This is a genomic window from Mucilaginibacter phenanthrenivorans, from assembly GCF_024721155.1.
Taxonomy (GTDB): Bacteria; Bacteroidota; Bacteroidia; order Sphingobacteriales; family Sphingobacteriaceae; genus Mucilaginibacter; species Mucilaginibacter phenanthrenivorans.
Genome location: NZ_JAHVAP010000003.1, coordinates 270,632 through 296,884 on the forward strand (window position 1 = coordinate 270,632; position 26,253 = coordinate 296,884).

At 42.8% G+C, this 26,253-nt stretch carries 19 protein-coding genes; 11 read left to right on the forward strand and 8 right to left on the reverse strand.

Annotated elements, in window-relative coordinates; genetic code table 11:
- On the forward strand, positions 1–1,062 hold the full coding sequence (locus KXD93_RS07770; RefSeq protein WP_258136417.1) for a glutaminyl-peptide cyclotransferase: 1,062 nt from the start codon (positions 1–3) through the stop codon (positions 1,060–1,062).
- Between the two features lie 100 nt (positions 1,063–1,162).
- The gene (locus KXD93_RS07775; protein WP_258136418.1) at positions 1,163–2,236 is read left to right on the forward strand and encodes a glutaminyl-peptide cyclotransferase; all 1,074 of its coding nucleotides are present in this window, start codon (positions 1,163–1,165) and stop codon (positions 2,234–2,236) included.
- A gap of 82 nt (positions 2,237–2,318) precedes the next feature.
- Here KXD93_RS07775 and pgi read toward each other — a convergent pair whose 3' ends face one another.
- Positions 2,319–3,965: a glucose-6-phosphate isomerase gene (pgi, locus tag KXD93_RS07780; protein ID WP_258136419.1), complete on the reverse strand. Its 1,647-nt coding sequence runs from the start codon at positions 3,963–3,965 to the stop codon at positions 2,319–2,321.
- A 286-nt stretch (positions 3,966–4,251) separates the two neighbouring features.
- Here pgi and KXD93_RS07785 point away from each other — a divergent pair, with 286 nt between their 5' ends.
- Positions 4,252–4,689, forward strand: a complete 438-nt coding sequence (locus KXD93_RS07785) for a hypothetical protein (protein WP_258136420.1) — start codon at positions 4,252–4,254, stop codon at positions 4,687–4,689.
- 89 nt (positions 4,690–4,778) lie between these two features.
- On the opposite strand, the gene KXD93_RS07790 is transcribed toward KXD93_RS07785, so the two are convergent.
- Complete coding sequence (locus KXD93_RS07790; protein ID WP_258136421.1) at positions 4,779–5,786, reverse strand: DUF3078 domain-containing protein; 1,008 nt, start codon at positions 5,784–5,786, stop codon at positions 4,779–4,781.
- A gap of 273 nt (positions 5,787–6,059) precedes the next feature.
- On the opposite strand from KXD93_RS07790, the gene ffh reads away from it, so the two are divergent.
- Positions 6,060–7,385 carry a signal recognition particle protein gene (ffh, locus tag KXD93_RS07795; protein ID WP_258136422.1) on the forward strand — a complete coding sequence of 442 codons (1,326 nt, stop codon included), beginning with the start codon at positions 6,060–6,062 and terminating at the stop codon, positions 7,383–7,385.
- Positions 7,386–7,647: 262 nt separating this feature from the next.
- Here ffh and KXD93_RS07800 read toward each other — a convergent pair whose 3' ends face one another.
- Together KXD93_RS07800 and KXD93_RS07805 are read right to left on the reverse strand one after the other, a co-directional pair.
- The gene (locus KXD93_RS07800) at positions 7,648–8,847 is read right to left on the reverse strand and encodes a DUF1501 domain-containing protein (protein ID WP_258136423.1); all 1,200 of its coding nucleotides are present in this window, start codon (positions 8,845–8,847) and stop codon (positions 7,648–7,650) included.
- Positions 8,848–8,938: 91 nt separating this feature from the next.
- Positions 8,939–10,318, reverse strand: a complete 1,380-nt coding sequence (locus KXD93_RS07805; protein WP_258136424.1) for a DUF1800 domain-containing protein — start codon at positions 10,316–10,318, stop codon at positions 8,939–8,941.
- Positions 10,319–10,441: 123 nt separating this feature from the next.
- Between KXD93_RS07805 and KXD93_RS07810 the strand changes: the two genes are divergently transcribed.
- From KXD93_RS07810 to ruvC, 7 genes are all read left to right on the forward strand, one after another.
- Positions 10,442–12,373 (forward strand): DUF3858 domain-containing protein, encoded by a 1,932-nt coding sequence (locus KXD93_RS07810; RefSeq protein ID WP_258136425.1) that lies wholly within the window; start codon positions 10,442–10,444, stop codon positions 12,371–12,373.
- Positions 12,374–12,413: 40 nt separating this feature from the next.
- Positions 12,414–14,339 (forward strand): DUF3857 domain-containing protein, encoded by a 1,926-nt coding sequence (locus tag KXD93_RS07815; RefSeq protein WP_258136426.1) that lies wholly within the window; start codon positions 12,414–12,416, stop codon positions 14,337–14,339.
- Between the two features lie 51 nt (positions 14,340–14,390).
- A complete protein-coding gene (locus tag KXD93_RS07820; RefSeq protein WP_258136427.1) occupies positions 14,391–16,379 on the forward strand; it encodes a DUF3858 domain-containing protein in 1,989 nt (662 codons plus the stop codon).
- A 43-nt stretch (positions 16,380–16,422) separates the two neighbouring features.
- A complete protein-coding gene (locus KXD93_RS07825; protein ID WP_258136428.1) occupies positions 16,423–18,336 on the forward strand; it encodes a DUF3858 domain-containing protein in 1,914 nt (637 codons plus the stop codon).
- Positions 18,337–18,340: 4 nt separating this feature from the next.
- On the forward strand, positions 18,341–20,272 hold the full coding sequence (locus tag KXD93_RS07830) for a DUF3858 domain-containing protein (protein ID WP_258136429.1): 1,932 nt from the start codon (positions 18,341–18,343) through the stop codon (positions 20,270–20,272).
- Between the two features lie 10 nt (positions 20,273–20,282).
- On the forward strand, positions 20,283–20,912 hold the full coding sequence (gene aat, locus KXD93_RS07835; RefSeq protein WP_258136430.1) for a leucyl/phenylalanyl-tRNA--protein transferase: 630 nt from the start codon (positions 20,283–20,285) through the stop codon (positions 20,910–20,912).
- Positions 20,913–20,987: 75 nt separating this feature from the next.
- A complete protein-coding gene (ruvC, locus tag KXD93_RS07840) occupies positions 20,988–21,575 on the forward strand; it encodes a crossover junction endodeoxyribonuclease RuvC (protein ID WP_258136431.1) in 588 nt (195 codons plus the stop codon).
- A 40-nt stretch (positions 21,576–21,615) separates the two neighbouring features.
- On the opposite strand, the gene KXD93_RS07845 is transcribed toward ruvC, so the two are convergent.
- The 4 genes from KXD93_RS07845 to KXD93_RS07860 form a co-directional block, all read right to left on the reverse strand.
- Complete coding sequence (locus KXD93_RS07845) at positions 21,616–22,410, reverse strand: undecaprenyl-diphosphate phosphatase (RefSeq protein ID WP_258136432.1); 795 nt, start codon at positions 22,408–22,410, stop codon at positions 21,616–21,618.
- A gap of 102 nt (positions 22,411–22,512) precedes the next feature.
- Positions 22,513–22,800, reverse strand: coding sequence for a DUF3098 domain-containing protein (locus KXD93_RS07850; protein ID WP_258136433.1), 288 nt, complete (start codon positions 22,798–22,800; stop codon positions 22,513–22,515).
- A gap of 66 nt (positions 22,801–22,866) precedes the next feature.
- The gene (locus KXD93_RS07855) at positions 22,867–23,745 is read right to left on the reverse strand and encodes a cell division protein FtsX (protein ID WP_258136434.1); all 879 of its coding nucleotides are present in this window, start codon (positions 23,743–23,745) and stop codon (positions 22,867–22,869) included.
- 285 nt (positions 23,746–24,030) lie between these two features.
- Positions 24,031–26,010 carry an alpha-ketoacid dehydrogenase subunit alpha/beta gene (locus tag KXD93_RS07860; RefSeq protein ID WP_258136435.1) on the reverse strand — a complete coding sequence of 660 codons (1,980 nt, stop codon included), beginning with the start codon at positions 26,008–26,010 and terminating at the stop codon, positions 24,031–24,033.
- Between the last annotated feature and the right edge of the window lie 243 nt (positions 26,011–26,253).

Genomic DNA, 26,253 nt, shown 5'->3' on the forward strand with positions numbered 1-26,253 from the left:
ATGGATAAATTACTAAAAACATTCCCGGTTGCGCTTATAATAATACTGTTATATAGCTGCAAACAAGAACCAAAGCAAGCCACTGTCAGTCTGACACCCCTCGCAGGAGCCGGGTATAAAACAGGTGATAAGGTTGTAATAAAAATCCACAACGCTGAAAATGTAAAACCTGATTCCGTAATATATTCGCTTGATTCAGTAAGGGTCGTTTCTGTGAAGGACTCATCAGCCATAACGCTCGGCACCGACACCATGAAGGTGGGTACGCGCCTGATAACTGCCAAATGGTACTTGAACGGAAACAGCAGCGAGGCATCTACCACCATCTTCCTGCTTCCGGCAAAGGCGCCGGAAGAATACACCTATAAGATTGAAAAAGTTTACCCTCACGACACCAGCTCATATACGGAAGGTTTGGAATACCATGACGGCTATTTATATGAAAGTACGGGCAACGCCGGGCATTCCACACTTAGAAAAAATAACCTTGAAACCGGGAAGGCCGAACATGTGATTAAACTTGATGACAAGTACTTTGGCGAAGGGTTAACGATGATCGGCAACAAGATCATTCAGTTTACCTATCGGCAAAAAATTGGCTTTGTTTATGATAAAAATACCTTTAAAAGGCTGAGTACGTTTCCTTACTACGCTGGTGTAGAAGGCTGGGGTGTAAGTAACGATGGCAAAAAGATCTTTATTGACGACAGCACAAACAGGATCTGGTTCCTGGATAAGAATGACTACCATGAAACCGGTTATATAGATGTTTATGATAATAAGACCCGGATAGACAGCGTGAATGAGCTTGAGTATATCGACCACAAACTTTATTCAAATGTTTTTCTGAGGGATACAATATTAGTGATCGACCCAAAAACGGGAGCCGTATTACAGCGGGTGGATATGGCTAACCTGTATCCATTAGCTGATCGGCCAAAAACTTACGATAACGGTAACAACGTTTTGAATGGGATTGCCTGGGATGAAAAAGGTAAGCGGCTGTTTGTAACCGGCAAAAGGTGGCCGCATTTATACCAGGTAAAGTTTATAAAAAAGTAAAGCATATCTTTATTTTTGGCAGGAAGGAATTGTTGGTATAGAAATATTTAAAAACAAAAAACGTTCAATCGGAATTCTGGCAGTAGCCAAATACAATAAAATGAAATTCAAGTTTAAAATAACAATAGCTACAGCCTGCTTATTTGCTTTTGGTTGTACCCCAAAGTCGCAGGATAATGGCATAACGATAAGCCCGGAAGCCGGCTCAAGCTATAAAACAGGCGATGTGGTTAACGTCCAGGCGCATGCTGCCGGTTCAAAGCCCGATTCAATTGTTTACCTGCTTGATTCTGTAAAAGTCGGTTCAAAAAAAGACACAACCGTATTTGCTCTAAAAACCGATACGCTGCCTTTGGGCCCAAGGGTGATTACGGCGAAGGTTTATACGGCGGGCAAAAACCAGGATGTTTCTACTAACATTGTACTGCTGCCGGCAAAAGCACCCGTTGAATATACTTATAAGGTTGACAAGGTTTTCCCGCACGACACCTCATGCTACACAGAGGGCCTACTTTATGAGGATGGCTTTTTGTACGAAAGCGGCGGCGGCTATTTAACCCCGCCCCTGGGGCAGGAAGTTACCGGGCAGTCGAGCTTACGCAAAGTTGACCTTAACACCGGGAAACCGGTGCAAAAGGTAATGAATGATCCTAAAGTTTTTGGTGAGGGAATCTCGATTGTAGACGATAAGATCATCCAGCTTACCTACCTTGAAAAGATAGGATACGTATATGATAAAAAAACCTTTAAACTGTTAAGCACCTTTACAAATAATGTCGGAATTGAAGGCTGGGGTATGTGCTTTGACGGCAAGAAGCTGTACATGGATGATAAAACCAATCGTATTTACTTCCTGGATAAAAATAATTACCGACAGATCGGCTACATAGATGTGTACGATGACAAAGGCGCTGTAAACGAAGTAAACGAGCTGGAATACATAGACGGAAAGCTGTATGCCAACGTTTATAAAACCAATAACATCATAGTAATTGATCCCAAAACCGGTGCAGTATTGCAAAAGATAGATCTGACCAGCCTGTATCCAGAAGACAAGCGTGCGCCTAACGCTGATGTGTTGAACGGGATTGCTTATGATGCTGCCACCAAAAGGATCTTCATCACCGGCAAGAAATGGCCGCACTTGTACCAGGTAAGTTTTGTGAAGAAATAGGAGTTAAATAAAAATGCCGGGACAAGCGCCCGGCATTTTTTATAAATATCCCTTAACGTTCCCCCTTTAGGGGGCCAGGGGGCTATCTCCAAGCCTTATACTGATTGATCAATCCATTGGTTGATGAATCATGTGTATTCACTTCGGCGTTATCCTTAAGCTCCGGCAGGATCTTCCCGGCCAGTTGTTTGCCCAGCTCAACACCCCATTGGTCGAAGCTGTAAATGTTCCAGATAATGCCCTGTACAAAGATTTTGTGCTCATACATGGCAATTAATGAACCCAGGCTGTGCGGAGTGATCTTTTTAAGCAGGATAGAGTTGGTAGGGCGATTGCCTTCAAATTCCTTAAACGGTGCTATCTTTTCAATTTCCTCTTCAGTTTTACCGGCCTTCTTCAATTCATCAACCACAACTTCGCGGGTTTTGCCGTTCATTAAAGCTTCGGTTTGTGCGAAGAAGTTTGAAAGCAACATGTTATGATGTTCGCCAAGAGGGTTGTGTGATATGGCTGGCGCTATAAAGTCGGCAGGGATCAACTTGGTGCCCTGGTGAATTAACTGGTAAAATGCGTGTTGGCCATTGGTGCCAGGTTCGCCCCAGATGATTGGCCCGGTAGGGTAATCAACAGGTTTGCCGTTACGGTCCACGTGTTTGCCATTGCTTTCCATATCACCTTGCTGGAAATAAGCGGCGAAGCGGTGCATGTATTGGTCGTAAGGTAAAATCGCATTGGTTTCAGCCTCGAAGAAGTTGTTGTACCAAATGCCGACTAATGCCAATGCCACTGGCAGATTTTGCTCCAGCTCGGTTGATTTGAAGTGGTTATCCATAGCATGTGCACCGGCCAAAAGCTCGGTAAAGTTTTCATAACCGATGCTTAGGGCGATAGATAAACCAATCGCGCTCCATAATGAATAACGGCCCCCTACCCAATCCCAAAACTCGAACATGTTTTTTGTATCGATGCCAAATTTGGCAACACCCTCACTGTTGGTTGATAATGCCGCGAAGTGTTTAGCCACATCCGCGTCCTTTCCGCCTCCTGCAATAAACCAGTCGCGGGCGCTATGGGCATTACCCATGGTTTCCTGGGTAGTAAATGTTTTTGATGCGATCAGGAACAACGTGGTTTCCGGATCCAGTCCTTTTAATGTTTCAACTATATGTGTACCATCCACATTGGACACAAAGTGCATGTTAAGGTGGTTCTTATAAGCTTTTAGTGCTTCGGTAACCATCACCGGACCAAGGTCCGATCCGCCGATACCAATATTTACAACATCGGTTATAGGCTTGCCTGTAAAGCCCTTCCATGATCCGGAAATGATAGCTTCGCTAAATTCCTTCATGTGGTCAAGCACGCGGTTAACATCAGGCATTACGTCTTTACCTTCAACCAAAATTGGCGTATTGCTGCGGTTACGCAAGGCGATATGCAGCACCGGGCGGCCTTCGGTAACGTTAATAACCTCGCCGCTAAACATGGCATCGATTGCCTTATTTAGTGAACACTCACGTGCCAGTTGCAGCAACAAAGCTACAGTTTGCTCGTCAATGCGGTTTTTAGAATAATCAAGCAGGATTTCCTCGAAACGGAGTGAGAATTTATCAAACCGCTGATCATCAGCTTCAAATAATTCCTTAAGGCTTTTTGATACGATATCAATGTAATGGTCAGTCAAATATTTGTATGACTGGGTGGTGGTAAAATCGGTGTTTGGCAACATAATTGAAAGGATTTTAAACAAAAGTAATAAGTTAAAACTTAGTGCGAAATTAAATCCGGAAAGTATGACATCATGGTGTTATTTTAACCGGAAAGCCTGAACTGATAGTGTTAATACAACACGGTATACTTAGTGTTTGTTTTACAATAAGTGAATTGTCATATTTATAACAATTTTTACATCTTGTTTTGAATTTCAAAATAAATATTTAATATATTTGTGTCAATGATAAAATAACTGAAAATTTTTATCAATTTATTAATCTACTTAAATACACTAACTGACCATGTTCGAAAAACTGTTTATGCTTGTCAAAAATAACGCTGGGACGGCTGTTATAGACAATCCTGCGATTCCTGCAAAATACCATGAGGCAGTAATCAATGAAGCTTCAAGTTCCATTATCGAGGTGTTAAAAAACCAACTGGAGACGGGTAAGATAAAGGATTTAATAAAATTCTTTCAATTTTCAGGCATTTACAACAACGCATTAGTATCGAGCATCATTAATAAATTTGCTAACAAGCTGAACAATTTTTACGGTATTGAGCCCGCTTCTGCTATGCAGGCAGCCAACACCTTAATAACACCTGTTATGGAGGAATTGGTAAAGGAGTCAAAAGACGCTAAAAATATCGACTTTGGCTTAAGCAACTTCATATCAAAATTGAGCGGTAACCGCGCCGATATGAGTATGCTGGTTAACCAGATGATGGTTGCTTAATATAGAGTTGTAGCGTTATAAAGATTTTAAGGGTTGTAGAGGTTAAACTTTACAACCCTTTTTTTTATCAAAGCTGAAGGGCTATTGCTTTACGGGAAATGATAGATAACTCCCAAAGCTATGCCCTCGGTTCCCTGCACTTGCGATGAGGTGTTTTTGTCGTAAAGCATTGTGCCGTTAAGTGTAAAGGCTATAAGGCGGCTAACTTTAGAGGTAAGCAACAGGTCAACGCGGTGGCTGGTATAGGCCAGTGCTTGTTGGTAAGGTATAAACAACGCATAGCGCACGTTAAGGTGTGTGGTTTTTGATAGGTCCTTATCCAAAGTAGCCACAGCCTGGAAAGCCAGTTCGTTCAATATGGTTTTACCGATTGGCACACCGTAGTTGGTAGGCTGGTAGTGATAAATGGTTGTATCTAAAACAAATGTCTGTCGCGCTGTTCCTGTACCAAGGCGAAGATCAAAATACTTGGTGGGCTTATATTCGAAACCAATTGACTCGGTTAAGTACCCCGGCGACATGATATTTGAAATGAGCTGTGAAACATTACGTCCAACGGAATCAGTTGTATAATTATATCCCTTATCAAACTGCGACTCGAACGTTAACGCCCCAAAGAAGGACCAGTGTTTTGAAATTTGCGAAGCTAACTTATTATCAAAAAAGATGCGGTCGTTAGTTTTACGCGACCCCTGGCCTTTGTTTTTTGAGATGCCGTAGATCAGGTTAAGTTCTGATGTAAAATCGAGTGGCCTTTTGTTGTACTCAACCTTAAAATCAAAGTTGGAGCCCAGTGCGATGGAGCTGATTCCGCCGGCGCTATAGTTATTACTAAAGGCGCTCTGGCTAAAGTTTAACCCAAACAGAACAGTCTTATGCCAGTAGCTGATCTTATAATCGAGCATGGTAACCGGGATCTGTTCGCGGTGAATCTGCAGCGGCACAAAACGGAGTGGCAATGCGTTTTTTCCGGGTTCAATGCGGTATTTGTTTAACTGGTTGGTATCAACTTTTAATGAGTCGGCATTTTGTGCATTGGCAGATAACATACAGCCAAATAACAATAACAGAAATAACCCGGGGCCGGTTTTTAACATAAGCAGCAGATATTTGAGCGAAAAGCTTATAACAAAGCAAAATACGCCTTGCTACCAGCTTAAACAGTTAAGGCGCAAATTTATTATAATATAGTTAATAATGTTATAAATAGGAGCGTAAAATAGTAATCAGTTGGCAGTTTTAAGTTGGCGCTGCTTTGATGGTGGGTATAAGTATGCCATCGTATCAATATAATTAGCAGTGTTATCCTAAAATCTTTCTATCTTAAAAATCTTAGTTTAACTTTGCATCCTCAAAATTAGATAAGTACGATGTTTGAAAATCTTTCGGACAAGCTCGACAGGGCTTTTAAGGTATTAAAGGGACAGGGAACTATAACCGAAATAAACGTGGCTGAAACCATGAAGGAGATCCGCAAGGCCCTTTTGGATGCTGACGTAAACTATAAAACGGCCAAGGCCTTTACTGATGAAGTAAGGACAAAGGCCCTTGGTCAAAACGTGCTGACCTCGATCTCCCCGGGCCAGTTGCTCACCAAGATCATGAACGATGAGCTTACCGAGTTGATGGGCGGCAGTACAGCTGATTTAAATTTAACAACCAATCCAACAATTATATTAATTGCGGGCTTAAACGGTGCGGGTAAAACTACTTTTACCGGTAAGCTGGCCAATTACCTTAAAACCAGCAAAAACAAGAAAGTATTGCTGGTTGCAGACGATGTTTATCGCCCGGCGGCTATTGAGCAATTGCAGGTTTTAGGCAAGCAGATTGATGTGCCGGTTTACGCCAACCTGGAATCAAAGGATCCGATAGCTATTGCCCGCGAAGGTATTGCGTTAGCAAAGCAAAACGGTAATAATGTTGTGATCATAGATACCGCCGGCCGTTTGTCGATTGATGAGGCCATGATGGTGGAGATCGAGAACGTAAAGGCCGCTGTTAAACCACACGAAATTTTATTCGTGGTTGACTCCATGACCGGTCAGGACGCCGTGAATACCGCCAAGGTATTTAACGAGAGGCTGGACTTTACCGGCGTTGTGTTAACCAAGCTGGATGGCGATACCCGTGGTGGTGCAGCACTTTCAATTAAATCAGTTGTTAACAAGCCGATAAAATTCATAGGTACCGGCGAAAAGATGGAAGCGCTTGACGTTTTCCACCCGGATCGTATGGCATCCAGGATCCTGGGCATGGGCGACGTGATCTCCCTTGTTGAGCGTGCACAACAGCAGTTCGACGAAAAGGAAGCTGCCGAGCTGCAAAAGAAAATTCGCAAAAACAAGTTCGACTTTAACGACTTTTTTAGCCAGATCCAGCAGATCAAGAAAATGGGTAACATGAAGGATTTGATGGGCATGATTCCCGGTGTTGGCAAAATGATGAAGGATGTGGAGGTTGATGACAATGCATTCAAAGCTATCGAGGCCATCATCCAGTCAATGACGCCTTATGAAAAAGGCAATCCTGATAGTATTAATCAAAGCCGCCGTAACCGCATAGCGCTGGGATCGGGCACCAACCTAACCGAAGTAAACCGCCTGATAAAGCAATTTGAGGATATGCGTAAGGTGATGAAGCAAATGAGCAATCCAGCAGCCATGGCAAACATGATGCGTAGAATGCCGAAATAATGCCCCCGACCCCTAAAGGGGAGCCAACAAAATTTTTAGAGACGCGATACTTCGCGTCTTTTTTGTTTGAGGCGGAATCTTAATTTATGTACCCACGCTGGCGAAGCGTTCCATTTTTACATGTGGAACACCCGGAACGCTATGAAACATGCTGATTATCAGAATGTTTGTTTTTGCTAAGATTTAGGCAGTTGTTAATTAAGCGGATTTTAGGCGCTATGCCATCAACCTGTATGTCGAACTAAAGTTAAGTTAACACTATTTATACAAAATCCAGGCCCTTGAAGCTTTGGCCCAATACCTGGCTGTTATTTACATCCAGCCATTTGTCAAGCAGAGTAGCATATACATCCCGGAAATCTACGGCATATTTAAGGTCTCCATTATCCAATTGTGCAAGGTCTGGCGCATCGTTATAAAAGCCGGCCTTTTTAAGCTTTCCGCCAAAGATCATTACGTTATTGGCGGTACCATGATCGGTGCCATTGCTGGCGTTTTGCTCAACCCGGCGGCCAAACTCCGAAAAAGTCATCACCAGGGTATCGTCAAGCTTACCTGTTTTCTTCAAATCTTTAATAAATGCAGTGACCGCGTCGCCATAGATTTTTAATACCCGTTCCTGCTGATTTTGCTGGTTAACATGGGTATCGAATCCACTTAATGACACATAATAAACCCGTGTTTGCAAACCGGAATTGATGAATTTTGAAACCGTTTTCAATTGGTTACCCATTGGGGTAGCCGGGTACTCGCCGGTTACCTGGTAAGTTTTGGAGGTTTGCTGGATATAACTTGCCGATGAATAAGTTTCGGCCATGGTTTTATAAAGATAGCCAAGATTATCCTCGTTTAAATTTGCATCGGTATGATCATGAACCAACTCCTTAAAAAATGGTTCGCGGGTTGTTTGATAAAGCTTATAAGGATCTTCAACGGCAATGCCCTTCATCTTCGCACCTTTCATAGCAAGCGACAAACTATCATCTACCTCAATAGCAGTATAAGGATTTTTGCAGGTGGCGCAATTAGCATCCAGGTAACGGCCTATCCAGCCAGTGGTCAAAAACTGGTTCGACTCGCTGCCTGTTTGCCAGATATCCATCGACCGGAAGTGCGACCTGTCGGGATTTGGATACCCAACAGAATTGATGATGCTCATCCAGCCCTGGTCGTAAATTTCCTTTAGTGACGATAACGCTGGATTTAATCCCTGCATCTCATTCAGTGTAATAACGTCGGGTTTATTTATGGCAATGGTATTCCGTTTCTGGTAGTAAATATCGTTGCCGTATGGAACAACAGTATTCAGACCGTCGTTGCCGCCCGATAGCTGGATAACTACGAGGTTTTTGTAGCCTGTGATGCCATCCATCGCCATTGCCTCAAATGGCTTTAAAAACGCCGGGATCATCAACGCCCCCGAAGCCAATGCCGTGTTCCGTAAAAAATCTCTTCTTTTCATAGTAGAAACAATTAGTGATTTAGTGAGGGAATGAATTAGTGAAGTGCCGCAGGTGAGAAAATCACTAATTCACAAATTCGCCAATTCACACCTAAGTCAATTGATATTCTGGTGTTGAAACTGTTTGTATGATTGCTGTTTTAATATCCGGTGCGTTGCTGAGCTCGCCGGTTAATGTTTTACTTAAATTGGTTTGCAGCAAAAAAGCGGCTACCTGCTGATTGGTTGTGCCTGCAGGGATCGCCTTAAACAACCTGTCCCAATCGGGCTGTGCCTGTACTTTTGAATTTACGGTCACTTGTTGATTGCGGTTAGCGGCAATATAAGCTTCCTCTTCAGGGTCAGCCTTGCCCTTAAAATCAATCAAGCCACCGTTTAGTACGGTTGATGGAATTTTTAGCCGGAACATCAATGATGAACTGTCGATCCAGTTTCTGCCACCCGGCCAACCCGCAACATTTGGCGGATAGAACAGAACCTGCCCAAGCACTTTTTGAAATTGAAGCAGTACTTCCGGTTTTTGATAGGTGATAAAAAACTGCCGGTTCATGCCCACCAAAAACTCCACCGGCGATTTAACCAAATTGCCCGTATTCTGCTCCTGGTAAAACCATGGGGCTGTAAAAACAAATTCAAGCAAGGGCTTTATTTCGTAATTGCCATTATAAAATACATCGGCCATGGCGTTTACATGGGCGGGATCAGGAATTTCATTTACCAGATATTTATACAGCTTGGTGCTGATGAATACCGCAGTTTGCCTTTGCTCAAGTAAACGGTTAATAATATCCTCGCCGGTTAAGTTACCCGTTTTGCCCAGGAATGTTTTTTCGCCATCGTCGTGCTGCGGCTGTCGGAAAATAAATTCACCATCTTTGTTAAAGCCCCAGCCGGTAAATGCCCGTGCCGATTCCTTAACATCCTGCTCGGTATAATTGCCGCGGCCAATGGTAAACAGCTCCATCAGCTCGCGGGCGAAATTTTCATTGGGATGTCCCTTTTTGTTTTGTTGGTTATTTAAAAATTGCAGCATCGCCGGTGATTTTGAAACCTCCAGCAGCAGTTCGCGAAAATTGCCGAGGGCATTTGTGCGCTGAATATTGTTCAGTTGTTGCGCCGAAAAGGAATCCTTACTGCGGCAGGCAAAATGATTGTGCCAAAACAGCGTCATTTTCTCCCGTAATACAGCATCGGTTGTGCTCATGCGATTTATCCAGGCAACGTTAAGGGCCTTTTCCTCTTCCCGCTGCATTTGCATAAGCTGCTTTTTGGCATCCTTATCGCCCTTGGCAAGCATGGCATAATCCGTGTTGACCTGCACGCTGTTAATGGGTTCCTCGTTTTCAGAGGCTTTAAATATGGCAGCTATGGCCTTTTTTATGGAGTGTTTTCCCGCAGCTTTTTCGTCTTCAAAGCTTAACCCAAAGCCTGCGCGGGCATGCAGATGTTTTATTTGCCTTAAATTATCCATATGAGTGGGGTATTTGAGTGTTTATGACTTGTAGTTTGCTTAAAGGTTTAATTATTAAGCCGATAAAAAAAATAAATATGAATTAAATAAATAATTATATTCGTTACGTCAAACCCTTATTGATTGAAAAGACTATTTGTGCTCTTATCGCTGCTTTGTGCTGCGGTAGTTTTAAAAGGGCAAACCCAACCTTATGGACAGATCGACGTTGCCGATTTGAAGCTTACTGCCTGCGATTTTGAAAAGGGTGCGAGTGCCATGGTTTTGTTTGATAAAAAAACTGTTAGCACCGAAAATGATCTAACCATTATTACCCGCCATAAAAGAATCAAGATCTTAAATGATAAGGGGCTTGATGCCGCTAACCTAACAATTGGATATTACAGTAAAGATCATCTTGAAACCATAAGTGATTTCCAGGCACAAACAATTAATCTTAATAATAACTCACTTCAATTTACCCCGATAGATAATTCACTTATATATCGACAGGCTGCAGACAAAAACTGGAAAACCATAAAGGTGAGCTTCCCGGCGGCCCAATCCGGATCTGTTATTGAATATTCTTATAAAGTTACTATTGATTTTCCTGGGGCAATTTCTGATTGGGATTTCCAGGGTGATATTCCTGTACGATACTGCGAATTGGATACCCGGATCTCCAGGGGGTTTACTTTCAAAATCTTTCCAAGAATATTCAGCACGCTTGAAAAAAACATTAAGGAACGTACAAGGGGCGGCAATGAAGACTCCACAGGTACGCATTATTTATGGGCGGTAAAAAATGTGCCGTCGTTTAAAGATGAGCCGTACACCACTTGCCGGGAAGATAATATCCAAAACATTCGTTTTTTCCTTTTTAAAACCCCGTTTGATAACATGACAAAACGTGCTGAAACCTGGCCAAGGGTTACGGGGATTTGGATGAATGACCCTGATACCGAGGAACAACTGAAAAAAAACTTAAGCGATGATGATACACTTCTTACCCGTGCAAAACTGTTGTTCACCGATGAAGAGAAAATAGCGTTTCTGTTTAACAAGATAAAAAACATAGTTAAATGGAATGGTAAATACGATAATGATACTGAGAATGGTGTAAAAACTGCCTGGGGAAAAAAGTGGGGCAACAGCGCCGAAATTAACCTGGTACTTTATAATTTTTTGCGGATGGCGGGCATCAAATGTAACCCTACATATGTAACAACGCGCGGTAATGGCAAACTGGAAAGCGATTTGCCCGGGATGGACAACTTTAATACGCAGGTATTAACCGTAACCACCAGGGCTAAAAATACCTATATCCTTGATGCCAGCAACAAATTCAACACATATAACCACATCCCATTTAACCTTCTCAACTGTTATGCATTGGTTTTTGACCCGGCAGTAAAAAGTTATGAAATTAAAATTATAGAAGATCCGCAGCCGTTAAAAAAGGTTGTTTTAATAAACGCCCAAATTAAAGCTGCGGGAAAATTAGAAGGTACTGTGCATGTGCTTAGTACAGGCAATGATAAAGCTGATAATTTACAGCAATATACTAATTTGGGAGAGACAAAGTATAAAGAAGAGCTTCGGAATAAAGATAATAACCTGACGATCATTTCGCTAAAACGCGAAAATATGGAAGCCGATTCCCTGCCTCTTAATGAAGCGATAGACTTTCAGCTGGATTTAACCAGCTCTGATGAAAACTACATTTATGTAAATCCAACAGTATTAACCCCCTTTAACAGCAATCCTTTTTTAAGCGAGAACAGGCAGGCTGTAATTGATTTTGGAAACGTTAATAGCTATTCTATCAAGAGTTTTTACAAGACGCCAGACGGTTATAAAACAGAATCGGTACCGCAAGGAGTTTCAATGGCTATGCCCGATAAGAGCATCAGCTTTAAAAGAATTGTTGCCGCAGAGGAGGGCGTTATAACTATACGCTACACCATTGATTTTAACAGATCAATTTTCACCGCAGATGAGTACCCCGTTATCCGCGATTTTTATAAAAAGATGTTTGAAATGCTCAATGAGCAAATTGTATTAAAGAAAACATAACCATACATAATAATCAGTTTGATTACCAAAAATTAACGAGTTGAAAAGATTACTTGTGCTTTTATCGCTGCTTTGTGCAATGATAATTTCAAAAGGGCAAACCCAACCTTATGGACAGATCGACGTTGCCGATTTAAAGCTAACTGCCTGCGATTTTGAAAAGGGAGCAAGTGCTATGGTTTTGTTCGATAAAACCGAAGTAACCGACAAAGACTATGTAACCCTTGTAACAAGGCATAAAAGGATAAAAATTCTGAGCGAAAAGGGCTTGAGCAATGCCAATCTTACAATTTCGTATATCAGCAAAAGTGGGTTTGAAAAAATAAGCGACGTTGAAGCAGAAACGATGAACTTGCTTAATGACACGGCTAAAATAACTCCTGTTGATAAAACGCTCATCTACAACCAGGTAACCAATAAATTTTTAAAAACGATTACATTAAGCTTCCCGGGCGTTAAGGTGGGGTCTGTAATTGAGTATTCCTATCAAATTAAGATAGACTACGCGGGCCTGATACCTCCCTGGGATTTACAGGGCGACTTGCCGGTACGCTACAGTGAGCTTGACGCGAATATACCAGTCGGGTTTAGATATAAAATTTTTACAAGGATAAGAGAACCCTATGTAAAGCTAACACAGGAAGCGATCAGGCATAAAAAGGACTCGATAGGTACCCATTATGTGTGGGCTGTAAAAAACGTCCCCTCGTTTAAAGATGAGCCTTTTGCAACATGTGCCGAAGACAATATTCAATGGCTTCGGTTTTACCCCGTTGTAATACCTAATCGAATAATATATATGCCGTTCTCATGGGGGTTTGTTGCCAACCGGAGGATGGACAGCGACTGGTTTAAAGATGAGTTGGCCGTTGACTTGAAGGACGAGTATAAGATGCTGCCCGAGGTTGCCAGGTTAAACGGCGACGAGGAAAAAATAAGGTTCATCTTTAATAAAATAAAAAACAATATTAAATGGAATGGCGACAACTCCCCGGGCGCGGACGAAGGGCTGAAAAAGGCGTGGGAGAAAAAGCAGGGAAGCAGCGGCCAGGTAAATTTAATACTTTATAATTTTCTGCGGATGGCGGGTATTAATTGCTCCCCTACCTATGTATGCACCCGTACGCACGGCAAGCTGGAACCTGGTTTACCGGGCATGGAAGGATTTAACACCATGGTGTTAACAGTAACTACCGCGGCAAAAAAAACATATGTGCTTGATGCCAGCAATAAATTTAACAGCTACAATACCATTCCGTTTGATGTGCTGAATTGCTACTCACTCATGCTCAATCCTGGTAAAAAGGAATATGCCTTTAATGTGATGAAGGACAGTGTGCCGCTCAGGAAAATAATTGCGGTGAATGCCCTTATAAAACCTGATGGAAAGTTGGAAGGCTCAGCTAATATTCTTACCTCCGGCAACAATAAAACACATAATCTGCAGCAATACGAAGAGTTAGGCGAGGCTAAATATAAGGATGAACTCAGGAATAACGATAACAACCTAAAGATCCTTGCTTACAAGCGCGAAAATATCCAGAACGACACCCTGCAGCTAAATGAAAGCGTAGATTTTAAATTGGACCTTACCAGCTCGGATGAAAACTATATTTATGTAAACCCAACACTGCTTACATCGCTAAACACTAATCCATTTTTAAGCGAGACCAGGCAATCGACAATAGATTTTGGAAATTTGAATGCATGGTCAATCCGGAGTATCTATAAAACCCCTCCCGGGTACAAAATTGAATCGTTGCCGCATGGTGTGTCAATGATAATGCCGGATACAAGCATTGAGTTTAAACGCATGGTTGTAACTGACGGAAACACCATCTCCATACATTATTATATTGATTTTAAACGTGCGGAATTTGCAGCCGACCAATATCCCGAGGTCCGCGATTTTTATAAAAAAATGTATGAAATGCTAATTGAACAAATTGTATTAAAAAAAATATAAAATTCAAAAAAACAATCGTATTATTATATAAAATAACCAATCGTTATCGCAATGAATAAACTTTTACCCTTATTGGCGCTATGTGCCATATCCTTATCTGTTAACGCTCAAAGCCCTGTAGCCGCAGACGTTACAGTTACACAAGCTTACGGAAAAATTAACACTGCCGACCTGGAACTTAAAGCCTGCGAGTTTGAAAAGGACGCTAATGCCGAAGTACTTTTTGAAAAGGGAAACGTATACTTTGGGGCGGATCTTGGGACTATTACCGAAGAGTTTCATGAACGGGTTAAGATCTTTAATGACAATGGGAAAAGTGTAGCCGATGTGCATATTCGCTATTACAGCGGCGACCATCTGGAGTACGTGACCGGCATCCAGGCCGAAACGGTTAATTTGGTTGATGGAAAGCCCGAAGTAACGAAGCTCGACAAAAAGCTGGTTTACACTAAAATAATTGATAAATATTATAGCGAAATTTCCTTTACCCTTCCTAATGTAAAGGCAGGCAGTATTATTGAGTATAAATACGATTTAAATTCAACGGCATTTTATGATATGCCCGATTGGGATTTCCAGGAAAAGATCCCGGTGCGTTACAGCGAATTTTCTACGGCAATTCCGGATATTTTTTATTTTAGGGCTAACACCCGTATATGGTCGCCGTTGGTAAAGCACACCACATCAGGTGACGGCCGGAGTTTTATGGATGGTGGGCAGGCATACCCGTACAGCCTTGAAAATGAAACGCGCGGAATGGCGAATATTCATTCGCTGCCCGATGAACCTTACATGTCATCGTACCGCGACAATGTGCAGGGTATTCGGTTTCAGTTGGTTTCAATAAAACCGGTTGGCGGCTTTGCAAAATCATACTCGGACACCTGGGCGAAGGTAGGCGGGCACCTTATTGACAACGAGGATTTTGGCGGACAACTTAAAAGAAAAATAAACGGAGAGGAGACTATCATAGCTAAGGCCAAGGCGATGAAAACTGCCGACGAGAAGATAGCCTACATTTTTAATGAAGTAAGAAATGCCATGAAATGGAACGGGGAAGATAACTGGCATACGGATCAAGGCACATACAGAGCCTGGGAAAACAAAACCGGTAACTCAACCGAAATAAACCTGATACTATACCATTTGCTAAAACAATCCGGAGTCGAAGTTTACCCGATGGTAGTGAGCACCCGTGAGCACGGCAAAGTGCAGCCCTTTTATACGTCATTAGCGCAGTTTAACAGAGGTGTAGTATATGCGCTTGTTGACACAGCAACCAGGTATGTGCTTGACGCCACCGGCAAATATAACCTGTACAATGAGACCCCTTCGGAATTGCTTAATTCATCAGGGCTTTGGGTTGATAAGGCAAACAATAAATATGATATCATTATGCTTACAAAGCAAGTTCCGGCCCGTGAATCGGTTTTTATAAACGCAGAGATTAAGCCTAACGGTAAGCTGGAGGGTAATGCACAGGTTAGCAGCAGCAGTTATAATAAAATAGCTGCCGTGAAGCGCTATAAAACAGATGGTGAGAAAAAATACATCGACTTTTTACGCAACGACGATAACAATCTGAAGATAAGCGGCATAAAAATGGACAACATCGATGCCGATGCTGAGCCGTTGATGCAAACGATCAATTTCAACCTTGACCTGGCCGGCTCGGACGATACTTACATTTACCTGAATCCTAACCTGTTTACACCGCTTGGAAAAAACCCGTTCTTAAGTGAAAACCGCACTACAGATGTTGACTTTGAATATAGCCGCATCTACTCCATCAACGGGATCTACAAAATGCCTGCAGGCTACAAGGCAGATGTTTTGCCCCAAAATATCAGTATGGTAATGCCCGACAAGAGCTTCGGAATTAAGCGGATTGTGGCCGAACAGGATGGATCATTGGTGGTGCGCTATACAATTAACTATAATGTGGCCGAATACTCCAAGGAAAACTATGCCGATTTTTTTGCCTTTTTTAAAAAAATGCACGAGTTACTGAGTGAACAGATAGTGTTAAAGAAAGGCTAATATCGCTGCAGAAAACCTATATAAATGCTTAAAATTTGACTTTATGAACAAGTTTTATTTAATGTGCCTAACCTGCTTTATCAGCCTTTCAGCGGGGGCACAAACCGAACCGCCTACCGTTGACCCTGTAATGCCGTTTGGAAAAATTGACAAGGTTGACCTGGAGGCTACATCCTGTGATTTTGAGCCGGATGCAAATGCGGAAATTTTGTTTGATAAAGGGTCCCTGGGAGTTTATATTGGCACACATTTGAGTTTTGACAGGCATACCCGCATTAAAATTTTCAATGATAAGGGAAAAAACGAGGCAAATATACACCTGCAATATTATGCCACGGGTGACGTGGAAAACATTGGCGAAATACAAGCGGAAACAATTAACCTTAATAACGGCAATATCGAATTTACAAAGGTCGATAACAGCCTAATTTATCGACGAATGGTCGATAAATACCGCATGGAGATCTCTTTTTCTTTCCCAAATGTAAAACCCGGATCGGTTATAGAGTTTAAGTATTCGCGAATTTCCCGCATATCAGACGTCCCGAATTGGTATTTTCAAAACGACATCCCTACCCGGTACAGCGAGATAAATACAACCTTCCCGGAAGAACTTACCTATAGCTCACTCGTACAGGTTCACCATCCATTCATGGTAAGTAGCCCCAGCAAAAGGGCGATGGCCTATGAGCCATCTCTTACCGATGAGCCGTATATGACTTCGATAAAGGATAACGCGGATAAAATATTGTTTCAGCTAACTGCTTTAAAAACTGAAAGCGTTTATGCGCATGCCAATGATACCTGGAAAAAAGTAGGATTAGAGATAGATGAATACGACGGGTTTGGAGGGCAATTTGGTAAGAGTTTAAAAGGTGAATCTTTAATTATAGCGAAAGCTAAAAAACTGGCAGACAATAATGAAAAAATAGCCTACATTTTTAATGAAGTTAAAAATACCATGAAATGGGACGGCTTCAATGAAAGCGTCGTAAATGACGGAACTTCGGCCGCGTGGGATAAAAAGACCGGGAACTCCACTGAAATTAACCTGATACTTTATCGCCTGCTAAAAAAATCGGGAGTTACAGTTTACCCCATGTTGGTGAGCACAAAAAGGTATGGAAAGGTAAATCGTACATATACCAATGCTGACCAATTTAACAAAACGGTTGTTTATGCCCCGTTCGATAACGACTTTTATATATTGGATGCAACCGGGAAATACAACGTGTATAACCAAACGCCTGAAGACCTATTGAACGGAACCGGGTTTTACTTTGACAGGGACGAGGACAAATTTGAACTCATTAACATCATGGACAACGCCCCGGTTAGAAAAACCATTTCGTTAACCGCCGAAATTAAACCGGGCGGCAAAATGTCGGGCACCGCGCACATAAATAGTTACGGTTACAACCGGATTAGCGATGCAGAACGGTATACCCGGGATGGTGAAAAAAAATATCTTGAATATTTAACCGGGAATGACAACAACCTGAAAGTGTCGGCATTAAAAATGGAAAATATGGCGATTGACTCCCTTCCTTTAGCGCAAAGTATTGATTTTAATATCGATTTGCCGGGCGCTGATGAAAACTACATTTATTTTAATGCGAACCTGTTTTCGCTAATGCATACAAATCCTTTTATTAACGAAAACCGGCATACCAATATCGACTTCGGTTTTTGCAATAATTATGTAGTAAACGCATCTTTCAAAATGCCGGCAGGCTACAAAATTGACGCTATGCCCGCAAACACTACGATGAGTTTACCTGATGGCAGCATTAACTTTAAAAGAGTTCTGGCACAGGAGGACGGTGTTGTTGCAGCAAGGTTTGTGATCTCGTTTAAAAGATCAACCTTCCTGAAGGAAGATTATCCCGGATTGCATGACTTCTACAAGAAAATGTACGAAATGTTAAATGAACAAATTGTTTTGAAGAAAATATAAGAAAATGTGTGTTAGATATTTAAGATTACTGTTTTTTACCGGAGTTGTACTGCTTACAACGATTTGCGCCCACGCGCAGGATGAAAAGATAGACCCTACATTGTATAGCGCTACGGGCATTCCTGATTCATTAAAAGAAAGTGCCAACTCTGTGGTTCGTTATGATAGAACGGATATGGTTGTGAAAGGCCCGGGAAGGTTAGTGATCAGGAAGCACTCAATTGTTACCGTATTAAATGAAAAAGGCGATAAGGAGGCTGTAATGGTGCTGGGTTACAGCAAGAAATACGACACCTTCAGCGATATTGAGATGCGCGTTTATAATGACAAGGGCGTCTCAATAAAAAAATACCATAAGGGCGATATGTACGACGGTGCCGCAAATGGCGGAGAGCTGGTGTCAGACGAAAGATTTCTTGGTGTGCGGCACACAATAGCATCTTATCCATGTACAATTGAGCAGGAATATGAGGAGGATATAAGCAGCTCGCTCGACCTTGGAAGATGGTATATGCAGGGTAATGAGCAAGCGGTACAAAATGCAAGTTATCACATCCAGATAAACAACGATGCGGGCTTTCGGTATCTCAACCGAAACACTATTGCCAAGCCTGTTAAAACCATAACAGGTAACGTGAGTGATTACACCTGGAAGGTTTCGAACCTGAAAGCTTTTAAAATGGAAGAAGGGGCTGTTTCATGGCGGGTTTTACCCGCTATTTATTTCGCCGATAATAATTTCCAGTTTTATGGTGTTCAAGGTGATTTTACAACGTGGCAAAACTTTGGTAAATTTATAAAGGGTCTGAATTCGGATGTTTGTACATTAGCACCTCAGCGCGAAGAAGAGATCCGCAAAATGACGGACACCATTAAAACGGACAAAGCGAAAGCCGAGTTCCTGTACCGGTACATGCAAAAAAGCATGCGCTATGTTAGCGTTCAGCTGGGTATAGGCGGTTTAAAGCCCTTCCCGGCAAAGTTTGTTGATGAAAAAAAATATGGTGATTGTAAGGCTCTTTCAAATTATATGAATGCGCTGCTTAAAGCGGTTAACATCCCATCAAACTACGCCGTGGTAAACGCGGAACCCAACAAAGAGCCTGCTGACTTCTCATTCCCGTTTAATTATTTTAACCATGTTATTCTGTGTATTCCTTTTAAAGGAGATACAACCTGGCTGGAGTGCACCAGCAACACAACACAATTTGGTAAACCGAGCGCATTTACAGAAAATCGCACAGCTTTGTTAATTGGGGATGACGGTGGCAAACTGGTAAATACGCCCCGTAGTAAAATGGCAGATAACCAGTTTAACGGCGAAGCACATATTATACTTGATGCCGACGGTGGCGCTAAAACAGCTATAAAGATCTTAAGCACAGGTGAATACCGCGAGATGTATATAGGCATGGCTGCTACTAAGGAGGACGAGCAAAAAGAATTTTTGCTGCGCGATTTGAATATAAAGCAGCCCGCTGCATTTGACTATAAATCGGGCGAAGACGCTAATTATGTGAAGGAGATAAGCCTTAACATGGAATATGATAAGTTTTGCGATGTAATGTCGGGCGACAAGCAATTCTATAAGCCTATGGCGTTTAGCCTGTGGCGCGGTACTGTACCCATTGAGGAAAAAAGAAAAACCGATTATTATTTCGATTTTCCATTGCAAAAATCATGCACCACCACCATTGACCTGCCAACGGGCTTTGAAGTGGAAACCCTGCCGGCAAATCAAAGTCTGAAGTTTAGCTATGGTTCGTACGACATTAACTACACTTATGATGCTGCAAAGAACCAGGTTATCAGCAAGGCCAGCTTTAAGCTAACCAATCACGTTATCCCTGCGGCCAAATACACCGAGATGCAGCAGTATATGGATGCGGTAGCCAAGGCGCAAAATAAAAAGCTGGTGATACGGCATAAGGCGTAAATTTGCCCTGATGATCTTCAGGCTGGATGAACGTTTGCTTTTTCCCGATCCCGCATTGGCGGAGGACGACGGCTTGCTGGCTATTGGCGGCGATCTTTCGGAAGAGCGCCTGCTGCTGGCTTATCAAAATGGCATCTTCCCGTGGTACAGCGAGGACGAACCGATCTTGTGGTTTTCGCCGCATGAAAGGTTTGTGCTTTACCCCGATGAGTTGAAAATTTCCAAATCGATGCAGCGGGTTTTAAAATCGGGAATGTTTACAATTACTGTAAATGAATGCTTTGAACAGGTAATAGCTGCCTGTTCAAAGATGGAACGCCCCGGCCAGGATGGTACCTGGATAACCCCCGATATGCAGGCTGCATACATCAACCTTAATAAAAAAGGACATGCCCACTCAGTGGAGGTTTGGCAGAACAAAGAGTTAATAGGCGGCTTATATGGCGTGCAGGTGGGTAATGTTTTTTGTGGCGAGAGTATGTTCAGCCTCGTGAGTAATGCGTCAAAGTCGGCGTTAATTCATCTGTGCAAAAGCGGGCGCTATGATCTGATAGATTGCCAGGTCCACACCGATCACTTGGCCTCTATGGGTGCAAGGATGATACTGAGGATGGAGTATTTAGCACAGATCAAATATTAGGCAATGTTTGATTTTGTTGATACCTTGCGCTTTTAAATTTTAACTAATCTCTAATCTCCAGTCGCTGGTCTCTAAATGGAACTCCAAAAGGAACGCATAATATTAGGTATTGACCCGGGAACAGTGGTGATGGGCTATGGCCTGGTAAAGGAGGTAGGCACAAAAATTGAACTGATAAGCCTTGGGGTAGTGAAGATGGAAAAGATTGACGACCCCATGCTGAAGCTGCAGCGCATCTTTGAAAAAACTGTTGCACTGATTGATAACTACAACCCCGACTGCCTTGCCATTGAAGCGCCCTTTTATGGCAAAAACATCCAGGTGATGCTGAAGCTGGGCCGTGCGCAGGGTATGGCAATAGCCGCTGCATTATCCCGCAGCATGGTCATAACCGAATATGCTCCCCGCAAAATAAAGCAATCCATAACCGGCAATGGTAACGCCACCAAGGAACAGGTGGCAGCGATGCTCAAAACCCTTCTTAAGTTTAACGAAACGCCTGATTTTTTAGATGCTACTGACGGGCTTGCTGTGGCCGTGTGCCATTCATTTCAGCGGATCCCCACCGGCAAGGGCACCTCGGGCAGCAAAAAGTCGTACTCTGGTTGGGACACCTTTGCCAAGGATAATGCCACCCGCGTAGGCGGACTGGGTAAGAAATGATACTTGAAGGTTAACCGCTTAAGCGTGGCGCTGCAATATCTTATACTGTCTGCAGATTATGCCCGCTGGCAATAAGGCCGATGATTATTGCGCCTAAAATAATCCTGTACCAGCCAAATAGCTTAAATCCTTTTTTCTCTAAGAAGGTGATAAAAGATTTTATGGCAAGCATCGCTATTACAAATGCAATTATATTGCCGATAGCCAGGTATTTGATCTCTTCGCCGGTGAAAATGTGGCCATCCTTGTGAAAATCCCAAAGCTTTTTTGCTGTCGCAGCAAACATGGTTGGCACAGCCAGGAAGAAGGAGAACTCTGCAGCAGCGGTACGGGTTAGCTTTTGCGACATCCCCCCAACAATTGAGGCTGCAGAACGCGAAGTGCCGGGAATCATGGCCAGGCATTGAAAGAAGCCTATTTTAAGGGCTGTTGCGTAGCTGATATCCTTTTCTTCGGTAACGGTGGGTTTATTAAACCATTTATCAACAAACAACAAGATAATCCCGCCAACAAACATAGTGATGCCTACAGTAAGAGCACTTTCAAGCAAATTGTCAATTTTTTTGCTGAAAAGCACCCCGAATATTGCCGCAGGTATAAACGCGACAAACAGCTTGTAGTAAAAGTTAAGCGATTTCAAAAAACGCTTGTAATATAGTACCACTACCGATAAGATAGCGCCTAATTGAATGGCAATGGTAAATAGCTTTACGAAGGGATCAGATGCAATATTCATTATTGATGATGCAATGATCATGTGCCCGGTAGAGGACACAGGCAGAAACTCGGTAATCCCTTCAATAATGGCCAGGACTATAACGTGGATAATGTTCATAGGGGTAGGAGAAAGTTGATTAGGTGGATTGAGTTAACTAAGTTGATTAAATTAAGTGCGCTGTTGAGAATCTAACTCAATCAACCACTCACTTATATCAGCTCAATCAGCTTTTACAGATGGTTTTTTGAAGATGGCAAAAAATCCCAGCGCGAATCCGCCCAATACTACCAAAGGAGCAATCACAATTTTGGTGTTGCTGTAGATGTCGGTAGTACCGCTCATTAATATAAAGCCAAACGCTACCACTGCAATGCTGATGATAAGCAGGCGGTAATTGCCTTTGTCGAATATAAAGCTAACCGGTTTCGCTTCTGGTGCTTTGTAGGCAGGTTTAGCAGCGGCTGTAGTTTTAACCGGAGTAGCCGGTTTGGTTATTTTCTGTGCCATGTTTTTAATTAGTGAATGACTGAATTAGTGAATAATGAAGCTGCCTTTCAGCTTTTACCTCCCGCACTACCTATATAAATTATATATTTTTAAACGTAAAAATTTGTTAACTGCCAAAAAGGTGCTGAATCCCGAAATAAAGATCCCTATACCTATTATTGCTACGAATATCAGCCCGAATTCTGTATAATTCCTGAGGATTATCAGGTCAGGGATTTCTTTGTAAGCCAATGAAAGTGTGCCTATTAAAATCAGGATGGCGATAAGGCCGCCCAATAGCCCGTGCCAGATGCCATACAGCATAAATGGCTTACGGATAAACCCTTTTGTTGCGCCAACTAGCTGCATTGATTTTATCAGGAAGCGCTGAGAGTAGATAGCCAGCCTGATGGTATTGTTAATGAGCGCTACAGACAACACCACGAATATGCCCGCAAATACAAGTATGATCAGGCTTATGGTGGTAATATTTTCATTCATCTGGTCGACCAATGATTTTTGGTATTTAACCTCCTTCACCAACGGATTTTTAAGCAACTCGGCCTTAAGCTTTTCAATATCGGGATTGTTGGCGTATTCGGCCTTAAGGTAAACATCAAGCGATTGCGACAATGGGTTATAACCCAGGAATTTTACAAAGTCTTCACCCAAATCCTTTTGCAGGTTTCGTGCAGCAAGCTCCTTGCTTACATACTGGGTTTGCTTAACCATGATATTGCTTTCTATTTGCTTCTGCAGTTGTAAAACATCAGTTTCATGCGCGGCATCGTCAACAAAAATATTTAGTACAATATTTTCTTTAACATACCTTGACAGGTTTTCTGCCTCAACCAGGATCAACCCCAATAACCCTATCATTGACAGCACCATGGCAATTCCAAAAACGGTAGATATATATATCGTTTTTGTTTTTTTTGCCGATGCGCTTGCTTCAAATTCTTCCATAGTATTGTCAGTTGCGAGTGGTTAATTGTGAGTGAGTAACAAAGTTCCAACACTCTCCACCCGCGAAAATAAGAAACCTAAGCCTAAAGGTAAAAGTTTATCTGTTATTATTATCGATATGGGTATTAAACAATAATAAGTTTAACAAAATTTAACGAAGGGAAAGACACGAATTTTTCGAATTGAATCGAGTTTCATGAATTAAACATGCCACAGAAAAGTAATTGCCGAATTTTGCAATTCCAATTCGTGTAATTCGAAAAAATTCGTGAGCATTAGTGTCTATTAATAATTAAGCAGCTTCTCCATCGTCTCGCTCAACCTGGCCTTCGCTAAAAATTGTTCCTCAAGCGCCTTACTCATGGGGATGGCGGTATCCAAACTTGCGCAGCGCATAATCGGAGCATCCAGGTATTTAAAGCAATTCTCTGCCAGGTGCGCTGCAATTTCGCCGCCGAAGCCGTTGGTCAGGGTATCTTCCTGTAAAATAAGCACACGACCGGTTTTCTTAGCGCTTGCCTCAACAGTGTCCTTATCCCAGGGCTGCAAACTGCGCAGGTCAATTATTTCAACAGACAATTCCGGGTGTTTGGTGGCGTATTCAATTGCCCAATGCACACCGAGCCCATAAGTAATGATGCTGGCTGTTTTGCCTTCCTGTATTATCTTAGCCTTACCTATCTCTATGTAATAATCGCCATCGGGTACCTCGCCGCTGGTGCTGCGGTACAAATATTTATGTTCAAAATACATCACCGGGTTAGGGTCGTCAATGGCGGCCATTAGCAACCCTTTGGCATCCGCCGGGAATGCCGGGTAAACCACTTTTAACCCCGGGGTTTTTGTGAACCAGGCCTCGTTTGTTTGCGAGTGGAACGGGCCGGCCCCAGTACCGGCACCCGCCGGCATCCTGATCACTACGTCTACGCCCTGCTCCCAGCGATAATGCGTTTTTGCGAGGTTATTTATAATTTGATTAAAGCCAACGGTCACAAAGTCGGCAAACTGCATTTCCATAACAGCTTTATATCCGTTAATGGCCAGCCCCATCGCAGCCCCAACCACGCCGGATTCACAAATGGGCGTATTCCGCACCCGTCCGCGGCCAAACTCCTCAACAAAGCCCTGGGTGATTTTAAATGCACCGCCATATTCGGCTATATCCTGGCCCATTATCACCAGGTTATCATGCTTGCGCATGCTCTGCCTTAAGCCGTCGCTGATCGCATCAATGTAACGTTTGTTAGTTGTTGAAGAGATGGAAGGTTGAAACGCAGGAAAAGTGTACGGTGCGTACATGTCCTTTACTTCTGTTTCGACATTGGGGATAATATCAGGCTCGCTGAAAACCTTTTCAATCTCCGCTTCAATCTGTGCAATAAACTCGGCCCTCATTTGCGGGACCCATTCAGGCCTCAGGATCTCTTCATCCAGCAGATAGGTTTCAAAATTGCGAAGCGGATCCTTTTCTTTCCAGATGTCAAATAAATGCTGGGGAACATATTTGGTGCCGGAAGCTTCTTCATGTCCCCGCATCCTGAACGTCATACACTCCAGCAAAACGGGGCGCGGGTTTTCACGCATGCTCGCTGCAAGCTCACTTACAGTATGGTAAACCTCAAGCAGGTTATTGCCGTCAATGCGGCGGCCTTCCATGCCGTAGCCGATGGCTTTGTCAACCAGGTATCTGCAGTTGTATTGTTCACTTACCGGGGTCGAGAGCCCGTAGCCATTGTTCTCTATCAAAAATATCACGGGCAGTTTCCAAACGGCTGCAATGTTTAGGGCTTCATGAAAATCACCTTCGCTGGTGGCCCCTTCGCCGGTAAATACAAGGGTTGCCTTTTTGCGCTTACTTAAAACATCCGCCAGGGCAATGCCATCTGCCAATGCCAATTGCGGCCCAAGATGCGAGATCATTCCAATGATCTTATATTCCTGTGTACCGAAGTGAAAGGAGCGGTCGCGGCCTTTGGTAAAGCCGGAAGCCTTGCCCTGCCACTGGGCCATCAGCCGTGAAAGGGGGATATCCCTCGTGGTAAACACACCCAGGTTGCGGTGCATCGGCAAAATATATTCATCGTTATTCATGGCAAGGGCGCTGCCAACCGCGATAGCCTCCTGTCCAATTCCCGAAAACCATTTGCCAATGCGGCCCTGCCGTAAAAGGATCAGCATCTTCTCCTCAACAAGGCGCGGCCATAGTAACTTCTTATAAAATTCAAGCAGTTGGTTACTATTTAGGTTTTTTCGGTCGAAAATCATTTGGTAAAACTACTGAAGTTTTTAAAACTTTGTATGTTTGGTTGTTGGTTCATTGGTTTACTGGTTCATCAGTTCATTGGTTGAAAGTTCAATTACTGATAGCCGGATTTTTATTGGTAGTTTGCGGTTTAATTCAGCATTAAGTGCTTAGGTACTATTATAGGATACAAATCGGGACTGTTCAACCGGATGTAAAATATTGCACCAATGAACTAATGAACAACTGAACCTATGAACGACAAA